Genomic DNA, 11,766 nt, shown 5'->3' on the forward strand with positions numbered 1-11,766 from the left:
GCCGGGCGCGCCGCTCAGCCCGCCGGTTCCACCAATCCCACCGGTCCCGATCAGCCCCCCGTCGCCGCCCCTACCGCCCACTGCCCCGCTGGCGGTGCTGGCGCCGCCGTTTCCGCCATTGCCGTACAACAATCCGCCAGCGCCGCCGGCCTGCCCCACTCCGCCTACAGTCACACCATCGATGCCGTTGCCGATCAGGGGACGGCCAAGCAGTATCTGTGTCGGAGCATTGATCAGGTCAACCAGTATCTGCTGAGCATTGACGGACTCAGCGCTCCCGTATGCGGCGCCTGCGCCGTACAGGGTTTGCACGAATTGTCCGTAAATGGACTCGGCCGTAACGCTCAGCTCTTGATAGGACTGCGCATGCCGACCGAACAATGCCGCGATCGCCTCCGACACCTCGTCCGCGGCGGCAGCCTCAATAGCCGTCGTGCAGCCTGCCACAGCCGTATTCGCCGCTCCGATCGCATTACCAATTCGGGTCAAATTTTCCGCCGCTGCAAATTGCATTGATGGTGCCGCAATTACGAATGACATTCTAGGTCTCCTGTCTTAACGTGGTAGGCGCGAACCGACGGGGAGCTGACCACCGAGGCCCCCCGCAATCGCGAAATTGCACCGTCATTGTTGTTGTCCGGCACAGTATTACAAATTCCCGACGTGCCATTTCGTGTCCCTTACGGAGCCACGAATTTGCGCCGGGGTGGCAGCGCTCGGCGAGTATTCCGACGCTCAACGAATGCGATAGGCTAACGCAGCGTCATTTCACCGTGGATGGCCTAATTGCTGCCGCAAGCGGCCCGCTACTTCAGTGACGGCGAGCAGTTGATCGGCGACCCGGCTCGGTGCGGTGCCGCCTCGTGCGTCGCGCGACGACACCGATCCCTCAATGGTCAGCACGTCGCGGACGCTGGGGGTGAGCTCGGGGCTGATCGCGGCCAGCTCGTCGTCGGTCAGTTCCTGCAATCCGACGCCGCGCTGCTCGGCAGCCCTCACCGCGGCGCCGGCGGCCTCGTGCGCGGAGCGGAACGCCACTCCCTGGCGCACCAGCCATTCGGCGATATCGGTGGCCAGGGTGTAGCCGGCCGGCGCCAGGGCCGCCATCCGGTCGACGTGAAACGTCAGGCTGCCCACCAACCCAGCCATCGCGGGCAGCACGAGCTCCAGCTGTGCCACCGAGTCGAATACCGGCTCCTTGTCTTCCTGCAGGTCACGGTTGTATGCCAGCGGTTGCGCCTTGAGCGTGGCCAGCAGTCCGGTCAAGTTGCCGATCAGCCGCCCGGACTTGCCGCGGGCCAGTTCGGCGATGTCGGGGTTCTTCTTCTGCGGCATGATCGAGCTGCCGGTGGACCACGAGTCGTGCAAAGTGACGTAGCCGAACTCCGTCGAACTCCAGATGATGACGTCCTCGGCCAGGCGTGACAGGTCGACTGCAATCATGGCGAACACAAACGCCGCTTCGGCGGCAAAATCCCGGGCCGCGGTGGCATCCACGGAATTCTCTGCGGCGGCGGTGAAGCCGAGCTCGGCGGCGATGGCGTCGGGATCGAGCCCCAACGATGAGCCGGCCAGCGCACCGGAGCCGTACGGGGAAATGGCGGCACGCTTGTCGAAGTCGACGATGCGGTCCACGTCGCGCAGCAACGGGTGGGCGTGGGCCAGCAGGTGGTGTGCCAGCAGGATCGGCTGCGCGGACTGCAGGTGGGTCTTGCCCGGCATGATCGCCGTGGGGTGTGTGCCGGCCTGCTCGGCCAGCGCCGCCACCACCTCGAGCACCCCGTCGGCGACCCGGCGCACCGCGTCGCGCAGCCACATCCGGAACAGGGTGGCCACCTGGTCGTTGCGGGAGCGCCCGGCCCGCAGCCGGCCCCCCAGATCCGGGCCCACCCGGTCGATCAGGCCGCGCTCCAGGGCCGCGTGCACGTCCTCGTCGGTGACCAGCGGGCCGAAACTACCGTCGCCGACGTCCTCGGCGAGGCTGTCCAGGCCGGCCAGCAGACCGTCGCGCTGTTCGTCGGTGAGCAGGCCGGCCCGGTGCAGCACCACGGCGTGCGCTCGCGATGCGGTGATGTCGTATGGCGCCAGCACCCAGTCGAAGTGGGTGGACTTGCTCAGCGCAGCCAGCGCGTCGGACGGGCCGCCAGCGAACCGGCCACCCCACAGCGATCCCTCCCGCGTGCTCATGGGGTCACCTTTTCCTCGCGAGCAGACGCAAAAGCACCTCTGCACGCGGCGTGTCGGGGGCTTTTGCGTCTGCTCGCGGGAGGACGGTCACCGCATGTCCCGGCGGGACGCAATCTTCGACGACAACCCGTGCACGTAGACGAAGCCCTTGGCCATCGACTGGTCGAAGGTGTCGCCCTCGTCGTAGGTGGCCAGGTTGAAGTCGTACAGCGACTCCGCGCTGCGGCGGCCGTTCACCGCGATATGCCCGCCGTGCAGAACCAGCCGAACCTCGCCGGTCACGTGCTCCTGCGTCTTGGCGACAAAGCACTCCAGAGCGACCTTCAGCGGCGAGAACCACAGCCCGTCATACACCAGCTCGGCCCAGCGCTGATCGGTGTGGCGCTTGAATCGGCCCAGTTCGCGTTCCAGGGTGACGTGTTCGAGCTCGGCGTGCGCGGTGATCAATACCATCGCGCCGGGAGCCTCGTAGATCTCGCGGCTCTTGATGCCCACCAGCCGGTCCTCGACGACGTCAAGACGTCCGACGCCCTGCGCGCCTGCCCGGCGGTTGAGCTCCTCGATGGCCTGCAATACCGTGACCCGTCTGCCGTCGATGGTGACCGGCACGCCCTGTTCGAAGCCGATGATCACCTCGTCGGGGGTGTTCCAGTTGACGGTCGGGTCCTCGGTGTAGGAGTAGACGTCCTTGGTGGGCGCGTTCCACAGGTGCTCGAGGAACCCGGTCTCCACGGCGCGTCCCCACACGTTCTGGTCGATGGAGAACGGCGAACGCTTGGTGACGTTGATCGGGATGGCGTTCTCCTCGGCGAACGCGATCGCCTTCTCCCGCGTCCAGGCGTAGTCGCGTACGGGTGCCAGCACTTCCAGATCCGGTGCCAGCGAGGCGAATCCGACCTCGAAGCGCACCTGGTCGTTGCCTTTTCCGGTACAACCGTGCGCGACGATGCTGCCGCCGTGCTCGCGCGCGGCGGCCACCAGATGCTTGGCGATCAGCGGCCGGCTGATGGCCGATACCAGCGGATAACGGTCCATGTAGAGCGCATTGTTGAGGACGGTCGGCAGGCAGTATCCTTCGGCGAACTCGTCGCGGGCGTCGACGACAACGGCCTCCACCGCGCCGCAGTCGACTGCCCGCTGGCGCACCACTTCCATGTCCTCGCCGCCCTGGCCGAGGTCGATGGCCACCGCAACGACCTCACGGCCGGTCTCCTTGCCTATCCAGCTGATGGCCACCGAGGTGTCCAGACCGCCGGAATACGCGAGGATGACGCGCTCTGACATGAACAGTTCTCCTTTTGCTTGTGCAAAGTCTGCAGCAGTGTATTTGAGTTCAACTAGGTCTTCTTGAGGCCTTCCAAAGCCTCGGCCACTTCGGCGCCGGTCATCGGTTCGCGGGCAACGACGAAGACGGTGTCGTCCCCGGCGATGGTGCCGACGACGTACGGTAACGCCGCGCGGTCGATCGCGCTGGCCAGATAGTGGGCACCGCCAGGCGGGGTGCGCAGGACGGCGAGGTTCGCGCTGGCATCGGTGGATACCAGGAGCTCACCGAGCAGGCGGGTCAGGCGCCCGGTGCCGGCGGCCACGCCGCGCACGGGGCTGCCGTCTTCGGGTACCACGTAGACGCCGACGCCGCCGTCCGCCCCGCGCAGTTTGATCGCGCCGAGTTCCTCCAGATCGCGCGACAGCGTGGCCTGGGTGACGTCGATGCCTTCGGCGGCCAGCCGGGCGGCCAGCTCGCTCTGGCTGCGCACCTCGGCGGTGGACAGGATCGCGACGATGCGGGCCTGACGTCCCGCGCGGTTGGCGCTGACCTCGGGTGCCGCTTTGGCTGTCATCGCGACCGCTCCAGCAGCCACACCAGCAGCGCCTTCTGAGCATGCAGACGGTTTTCGGCCTCGTCCCATACCGCGCTGGCCGGGCCGTCGATCACCTCGTCGGTGATCTCGTCCCCGCGGTGCGCCGGAAGACAGTGCAGTACAACAACTTCCGGGTGGGCCAGGGTGAGCATTCGCTGGTTTACCTGAAAGGGGCGGAACGGCTTGACCCGGTCCAGGCCGTCACCCTCCTGCCCCATCGACACCCAGGTATCGGTGACCAAGACGTCGGCGTCGGCCGCGCCCGCGTCGGCGTCGGCCGTGATCGTCACCGTGCCGCCGGTCTCACCGGCGCGCGTACGTGCCGCGCCCACCACCTCCGGATCGGGCGAGAAGCCTTCCGGAGCAGCGACGGTGACGTTCATGCCGGCGGTGACGCCGCCCAGCATCAGGGAGTGCGCCATGTTGTTGGCACCGTCGCCCAGGTAGGTCATCTTCAGGCCGCGCAGCGTGCCTTTGCGTTCGGCGATGGTCTGCAGGTCGGCCAGCACCTGGCAGGGATGGAACTCGTCGGAGAGAGCATTGACGACGGGGACCGACGCGGTCGAGGCCATGGCGTCCAGCCGCTCCTGCCCGAAGGTGCGCCAGACGATGGCATCGACGAAGCGGGACAGCACGCGTGCGGTGTCCTCGAGGGTTTCGTCGCGCCCGAGTTGGGTGTTGCGGCCGTCGACCACAACGGCGTGCCCGCCGAGCTGGGCGATACCCATTTCGAAGGAGAACCTGGTGCGGGTGGAGTTCTTGTCGAAGATCACCGCGACACCACGCGGGCCCTCCAGTGGACGACGGCTGAATGGATCCTTTTTCAAGGTGGCGGCCAGTTCGAGGACCTCAGCCTGTTCGGCGGGCGTGAGGTCGTCGTCGCGCAGAAAATGCCTAACCATGTGCGGCTCCAGCGGTGTCGAGGATGCCCGGAAGGGCGGCGACGAAGGCGTCCAGTTGAGATTCCGTGATGATCAGCGGCGGGGCCAGCCGAATGACGTTGGGCGCGGCCGCGTTAACCAGGTATCCGGCGGTGCGGGCCGCTGCTTCGGCGTCTTTCGCGTGAGGCGCCGTGAGCACGATGCCCTGCAGCAGCCCTCTGCCCCGAACATGGTCGATCAGTGGGTGGCCAAGCGACTCGACGCCGTGGCGCAGCGACTTGCCCTTGGTTTCGGCACCGTGCACCAGATCCTCGTCGGCCAGGACCTTCAGCACGGCCAGGGCCGCCGCGGTGCAGACCGGGTTGCCGCCGAAGGTGCTGCCGTGCAGGCCGGGGGTCAGCAGGTCGGCGGCCGGTCCGGTGGCGATGCACGCTCCGATCGGCAGCCCGCCGCCCAAACCCTTGGCCAGGGTGATCACGTCCGGAGTGATGCCGTCGTGTTGGTGGGCGTAAAACGCGCCGGTGCGGCCGATTCCGGTCTGCACCTCGTCGAGCGCCAGCAAGGCTTGGTGCCGGATGGTGATGTTCCGAGCCGCCGCCAGATATCCCTCGGGCGGCACGACGACGCCGCTCTCCCCCATGATCGGTTCGAGAAAGACTGCGGCGGTGTCGTCGTCGACCGCGGCGGCCAGCGCGTCGGCGTCGCCGTAGGGGACGTGGGTGACGTAACCCGGTAGCGGTTCGAACGGTGCCTGCTTGCTCGGTTGCCCGGTCAGCGCCAGCGAACCCATCGTGCGGCCGTGGAACGCCCCTTGTGCAGCAACGATTCTCGTGCGTCCGGTCAGGCGAGTCAGCTTGAACGCCACTTCGTTGGCTTCGGCCCCGGAGTTACAGAAGAACACTCGTGCTTGAGCGTCGGCACCCAACAGCGCGACCAGCTGCTCGGCCAAAGCGATTCCCGGCTCGGTGGCGTAGAGATTGGAGGTGTGGCCCAATGTCGACATCTGTCGCGTGACCGCATCGATGATGGCCGGATGCCGGTGGCCCAGAACATTGACCGCGATACCACCGAGCAGGTCGACGTAGGTGTTGCCGTCCACATCGGTGACGACGGCTCCCTCACCGCTGGCCAGCGCCACCGCCGGGGTGCCGTAATTGTTCATCATCACGGACTGCCAGCGTTGCTGCACCGCTTGCGTGGCGGTCATGCGCAGACCACCTTGGTGCCGGTGCCCGCATCGGTGAAGAGCTCTACCAACACGCAGTGTTCGACTCGGCCGTCGATGACGTGCGCGCTGGGCACACCGGCCGTGACCGCCCGCAGGCATGCCTCGACTTTGGGAATCATGCCCGCCTCCAGGCTGGGGAGCAGTTGCGCCAATGTGGCCGTATCTATTTCGCTGACCAGCGACGTGCGGTCGGGCCAGCTGGTGTACAGACCCTCGACATCGGTAAGCATCAGCAGTTTTTCGGCGCCCAGCGCTTCGGCCAGTGCCGCCGCCGCGGTGTCCGCGTTGATGTTGTGGACCACGCCCTCGGCATCCGGGGCCAGCGTGGACACCACGGGAATTCGTTTAGCGGCAATCAAATCCAACACCGCTGCGGTGTTGACCAGATCGACATCCCCGACCAGGCCGATGTCGGTGTTCACGCCGTCGACGACGACGCTGCGGCGCACGGCGGTGAACAGTTGCGCGTCCTCACCGGTGATCCCGACGGCGTACGGGCCGTGGACGTTGATGAGGTTGACCAGTTCGCGGCCCACTTGGCCGAACAGCACCATCCGCGCCACGTCGAGCACTTCCGGTGTGGTAACCCGGAATCCGCCCTTGAAATCACCTTCGATCCCCAGCCGGCGCAGCATCGCGGTGATTTGTGGGCCACCGCCGTGCACCACGACGGGGTGCACGCCGCAGTTGCGCAGAAACGCCATATCGGCGGCGAAGGCTCGGCGCAATGACTCGTCGGTCATCGCGTTGCCGCCGTACTTGATGACGACGATCTTGCCGTTGAGTTGTTTGAGCCAGGGCAGGGCTTCAGCCAGCACCTGCGCCTTGGCCTGGGTGGGCAAATCGTCGATGTTCATGGTCATGAGCTGTAGGCCGAGTTCTCTTCGACGTAGGCGTGGGACAGATCGGTGGTGCGAATGTCGGCGCGACCGTCACCCATCGCGAGGTCCACCACGATGTGAATGTCAGCTCCCGACAGATCGACTTCCCGGGCGCCGGGAGTGCCGGTGCCCTCCTGGTACACCAACGAACCGTTGAAAGACACCGTGATTCGCTCGGGTTCCAGGGCAATGGGAGCCATCCCGACCGCTGCCACTACCCGGCCCCAGTTGGGGTCGGAGCCGAAAACCGCGGTCTTGACCAGACTGTCGCGGGCGACGACCCGCGCGGCGGTCAGCGCGTCATCCTCGGTGGCCGCCCCGGTGACCGTCACGGTGACGCGCTTGGTGACGCCTTCGGCGTCGGCCTGCAGCTGTGCGCACAAGTCGTCACACACCCGAAGCACCGCTTCGTCGAGATCGTTTTGACTAGGCGCGATTTCACTGGCGCCCGACGCCAGCAGCAAGACGGTGTCGTTGGTGGAGCAACTGCCGTCGATGTCCAGTCGGTCGAAGGTGCGCGCCGTGGCCCGCCGCAGCGCCTGATCGAGGGCTGCCGGATCGGCCACGGCGTCGGTGGTGATCACGCATAGCATGGTGGCCAGTGACGGCGCCAACATGCCGGCGCCTTTAGCCATTCCGCCGACCGTCCACTTGTTCTGATGATGCAGCGCAACCTGTTTGGGGACGGTATCGGTGGTCATGATGGCATGGGCGGCATCGTCGCCACCGGTGAGCCCACCGTGCATTTCGTGCACGATGTCGCTCACCCCCGCGAGCACCTTGTCCATGGGCAACCGATCACCGATGAGACCGGTGGAGCAGACGGCCACCTCGATGGCACCCGTCTCAGTACCCCAGTCCGACAACGCGGCGGCGACGGCTTCGGCGGTCGCGTGAGTGTCCTGGAACCCGCCCGGGCCCGTACACGCGTTCGCTCCACCGGAATTGAGAACCACCGCCCGCAGACGCCCGGTGGTCAGCACCTGCTGGGTCCACAGCACCGGCGCGGCCTTGACCTTGTTGCGAGTGAAGACGCCGGCCGCCGCGTAGTCGGGACCCTCGTTGAAGACCATCGCCAAATCGAGAGCTCCGGAGGCTTTGATACCGGCGGCGATGCCGGCTGCCCGAAAGCCCGCCGGGGCAGTGACGCCCTGCGCGCGCACCAGCCTGGGCTGGTCGGCTTCGTCGCTCAAGGTGTCGGTGGCGGGACCGGTCACGGGGCCACTCCGACCACCGAAAGTCCCTCGGTCTCTGGCCAACCCAGCGCCAGATTCATCGATTGCACCGCCGCGCCTCCCGTTCCCTTGACCAGGTTGTCGATCGCGGCTATCCCCACGAAGGTCGCAGCGTCCTCGTCCACGGCAACCGCGATATGTGCTGCGTTGCTGCCGATCACCGAGCCGGTGCGCGGCAACTGCCCTTCTGGCATCAGGTAGATGAAAGGCTCCCCGCCGTACGCCTTTTCATACGCTGCCCGGAGTTGCGAAATCGGTGCGCGGGTGGGTGCGGTGCAGGTGGCCAGGATGCCTCGAGAGGTCGGGATCAGCACCGGGGTGAATGACACGGTCACCTCACGATCGGTGACCGACCGTAACCCCTGCACAATTTCGGGAGTGTGACGGTGGGCGCCGCCGATGTTGTACGCACGCGCCGACCCGATGACCTCCGATCCGAGCAGATCGGTCTTGGCCGCGCGGCCCGCGCCCGAGGTGCCGCTGACAGCGACGACGGTGACGGCCGGCTCGACGAGGCCTTCGGCCACGGCGGGCAGCAGGGCCAGTAGGGCCGCCGTCGGATAGCAGCCTGGCACGGCGATGCGGCGGGTACTTCTTAATCTGTCCCTACCGCCCGGCAACTCGGGCAGCCCGTAAGGCCAGTTCCCCGCGTGCCGGGAGCCGTAGAAGCGTTCCCAGGCCGTCGCATCACTGAGGCGGAAGTCTGCGCCGCAGTCGATGACCAGCGTTTCGGGGCCGAGTTGCTCGGCCAGAGCTGCAGAATGCCCGTGCGGTAAAGCAAGGAAAACCACCTGGTGGCCGCTGAGTACTTCGAGCTCGGTGGGTTCGACAACACGCTGCGCCAGTGGAACCAGGTGCGGGTGATGCTCGCCGAGCGTGCTTCCCGCACTACTAGCCGCCGTTACCGCGCCTACTATCAGGCGACCGTCTGCGTAGGCCGGATGTCCGAGGAGTAGGCGGAGAATCTCACCCCCCGCATAACCGCTGGCACCGGCAACCGCCACCCGTATCGCGTCGACCATTGGGCGATTCTGCATGGTTATGCAGAGGTTTGCAAATTCATTCCGGTGGCGCTGGATGGTACGCGGGCCGCCCGCCGGAGACGAGCCCCGGGCGACTCGTTGTCAATACGACACGCCGAAGTACCCCTTCACAATCCGCCGAACCACTGCTATACACGAAGGAGCAGTTGCTCTCTGGCACAGCTGATTTCGGGCAAAAGGTAGGACCGCAAGGTCAATCACAGACTATAAGATTCTGCCCGGAAATTCTTAGAAATAACGGGTTTAACCATCTCTCCGTACGGGGATCTATTGCCCACGTGTTGCCCCTATGACGATCGGGCGTCGTTGGGTCGCGGCTTGTTCCATTGGGGTCATCTGGGGAGATGGACATGTCCTTTGTCATTGCTGTGCCTGAATTCGTCGAAGCGGCGGCTGAACAGCTAGCCGGTATCCGCTCGTCATTGGTCGACGTCAGCGCCGCCGCGGCCGGCGCGACGACCGAACTCGCGCCCGCGGCCGCGGACGAGGTGTCGGCTGCGATCGCCCGGTTGTTCGGCACCTTGGGTGCGGACTACCAGGCTGTCAGCGCCCAAGCGACGGCTTACCACCAAGAGTTCGTCGGTCTGATGACGCGTAGTGCGACCGCGTACGCCGCCGCGGAGGCGGTGAACGGTTCACTGCTCCTGGACTTCGGCGGTTTCCTGACCGCCCTGCAGACCAACTTCGCCAACCTCGCTGCGCAAGTGAGCGGTGCGTTGGGCACCACCTTCGGCATTCCCGGTCTAGGTGGTTCAATCGGCGGCTCCGGCTCGTTGATGGGCAGCTTGGACGCGGGAGCGGCGCTGCGGGCGTTGACCTCCCTGCCGAGCCTTGGGGCCGGATTGGCTCTTCAGACCGGCGGCGCGCTGTCGTCGGGCCTGGGTGCCGGACTGGCACAGACCGGGCAAGCCATCGCCAACTCCGGCGTCGCGCTGCAGAGTCTCGGCGCCAGCTTGTCGGGCAGCGGCGCCGCTTTGTTCGGCCCCGCCAACGCGGCCTTGCAAGCGTTCTTGACCACTGGAATCGGCGCAGACCTGTCCGCTGCTTTCACCGGCAGCCTCAACGCCAACTTCTCCGGACTTACCGAGCTTGCCCAGACCGGTGGAATGCTGGTCGGCAACTTCTTCGGCAACCTGTCTGGGCTGGCTACCAACTTCGGCGCCACCCTGCCCGCGCTCGGCGCACAGCTCAGCGGCGCACTCAACGCCGCTATCAGCGGCGGGCTGCCCGCCTTCCAGGCCGGCCTCAACGGTTTGATCAACGCCGGCCAGAGCCTGGCCGGCAGCTTCAGCGCCACACTTCCGACTCTGGCCGCACAGTTCAACGGCGCGCTGAATGCCGCCCTCAGCGGCGGCCTCCCCGCCGTGCAGGCCCTGATCAACGCCAGCCAGAACTTCGCCGCCAATTTGAGCGCCGCGCTGCCCGCATTGGCCGGACAGCTCAACGGCGCCTTGTCCGGCGCCTTCGGCACCGGCCTCGGCAGCCTCAACGCGGCACTGAACGCAGCGCTCAGCGGGGGCCTGCCCACCCTGCAGGCCGGTCTGAGTGGACTGATCAACGCCGGCCAGAATCTTGCCGCCAACTTCAGTGCGACCCTGCCAGCCCTGTCGGCCGCCCTCAACGGCGCCCTCTCGGGGAGCCTGGAAGCCAGCCTTGCCGGCTTGAACGCCGCGCTCAATGGCACCTTGAGCCTGCCGGCCCTCTCGGCGGCCTTGGAGGGTCTGGTGCAGACCGGGGCCAGCCTGGCCGGAAACTTCCCGGCGCTGGCCGCCCAACTCGCCGGTGGCTTCGGCACCGGACTGGCCAGTCTGAATACCGCCCTCAACGCCGCGTTCAACGCCGCCCTCAGTGGCGCTCCTGCGTTCCAGGGTGCCCTGAATGCCCTGCTCAGCGCCGGCCAGAACCTGGCTGCCAACTTCAGCGCAGCCTTCCCCGCGCTGTCGGCATCCCTTTCCGCTGCGCTGTCGGGCAACCTCGGTGTGAGCCTGGCCGGCCTGTCGGCCGCCCTCAATGGCGCATTTACCGGAGGCCTCAACGGCTTGACCGCCGCATTGAACGCTGCCTTCGGTGGCGGGCTCCCGGCTTTCTCCGCAGCACTGAACGGCCTCATCCAGACCGGGGCCAACTTCGGCGCCGTACTTCCGGCCCTGGCCGCTCAGCTCACCGGCAGCTTCGGCACCGGACTCGCCGCCCTGAATGCCGCGCTGAACAACACCCTGGCAGCCGCGCTGAACGGTGCCCTGTCGGCCGGCTTCTCCGCCACCTTCCCGGCATTGAGCGCCGCTTTCCAGGGCGCCCTCAACGCCGCGTTGAGCGGGAGTCTGCCGGCCTTCCAGGCCTCCCTGGGCGCGTTGAATGGCGCGTTCCAGGCGGCGCTGTCGGCGGCCCTGTCCGGCGCCCCGGCCCTCTCCGCCGGGTTCAACGCCCTGTTGGCGGCCAGTCAGAACCT

The 11,766-nt window shown here is 66.8% G+C and carries 10 protein-coding genes; 1 reads left to right on the plus strand and 9 read right to left on the minus strand.

Annotation, left to right across the window (positions count from 1 at the left end; genetic code table 11):
* The 9 genes from AWC08_RS24960 to argC form a co-directional block, all read right to left on the minus strand.
* Nucleotides 1–540 (minus strand): PE family protein (locus AWC08_RS24960; RefSeq protein WP_142283796.1); only part of this gene is annotated, 540 nt, incomplete at its 3' end.
* A gap of 228 nt (nucleotides 541–768) precedes the next feature.
* Nucleotides 769–2,187: an argininosuccinate lyase gene (argH, locus tag AWC08_RS24965; protein ID WP_065134481.1), complete on the minus strand. Its 1,419-nt coding sequence runs from the start codon at nucleotides 2,185–2,187 to the stop codon at nucleotides 769–771.
* Nucleotides 2,188–2,274: 87 nt separating this feature from the next.
* Nucleotides 2,275–3,471 carry an argininosuccinate synthase gene (locus AWC08_RS24970; protein WP_065134480.1) on the minus strand — a complete coding sequence of 399 codons (1,197 nt, stop codon included), beginning with the start codon at nucleotides 3,469–3,471 and terminating at the stop codon, nucleotides 2,275–2,277.
* 53 nt (nucleotides 3,472–3,524) lie between these two features.
* Nucleotides 3,525–4,028 carry an arginine repressor gene (locus AWC08_RS24975; protein WP_065134483.1) on the minus strand — a complete coding sequence of 168 codons (504 nt, stop codon included), beginning with the start codon at nucleotides 4,026–4,028 and terminating at the stop codon, nucleotides 3,525–3,527.
* Nucleotides 4,025–4,951, minus strand: a complete 927-nt coding sequence (gene argF / locus AWC08_RS24980; RefSeq protein WP_069432927.1) for an ornithine carbamoyltransferase — start codon at nucleotides 4,949–4,951, stop codon at nucleotides 4,025–4,027. The genes AWC08_RS24975 and argF overlap by 4 nt, the downstream gene beginning before the upstream one ends.
* Nucleotides 4,944–6,137 (minus strand): acetylornithine transaminase, encoded by a 1,194-nt coding sequence (locus tag AWC08_RS24985; RefSeq protein WP_065134478.1) that lies wholly within the window; start codon nucleotides 6,135–6,137, stop codon nucleotides 4,944–4,946. The genes argF and AWC08_RS24985 overlap by 8 nt, the downstream gene beginning before the upstream one ends.
* Entirely contained in the window at nucleotides 6,134–7,015 is an 882-nt protein-coding gene (gene argB, locus AWC08_RS24990; protein WP_372513474.1) for an acetylglutamate kinase, read from the minus strand. Before argB ends, AWC08_RS24985 begins: the two co-directional genes overlap by 4 nt.
* 2 nt (nucleotides 7,016–7,017) lie before the next feature.
* Complete coding sequence (gene argJ / locus AWC08_RS24995; RefSeq protein ID WP_069435469.1) at nucleotides 7,018–8,232, minus strand: bifunctional glutamate N-acetyltransferase/amino-acid acetyltransferase ArgJ; 1,215 nt, start codon at nucleotides 8,230–8,232, stop codon at nucleotides 7,018–7,020.
* 20 nt (nucleotides 8,233–8,252) lie between these two features.
* Nucleotides 8,253–9,311 (minus strand): N-acetyl-gamma-glutamyl-phosphate reductase, encoded by a 1,059-nt coding sequence (argC, locus tag AWC08_RS25000; RefSeq protein ID WP_142283797.1) that lies wholly within the window; start codon nucleotides 9,309–9,311, stop codon nucleotides 8,253–8,255.
* Between the two features lie 356 nt (nucleotides 9,312–9,667).
* Here argC and AWC08_RS25005 point away from each other — a divergent pair.
* On the plus strand, nucleotides 9,668–11,766 hold a 2,099-nt coding region (locus AWC08_RS25005; RefSeq protein WP_142283798.1), incomplete at its 3' end, for a PE family protein.

It is taken from the genome of Mycobacterium gordonae (assembly GCF_002101675.1).
Classification (GTDB): Bacteria; Actinomycetota; Actinomycetes; order Mycobacteriales; family Mycobacteriaceae; genus Mycobacterium; species Mycobacterium gordonae.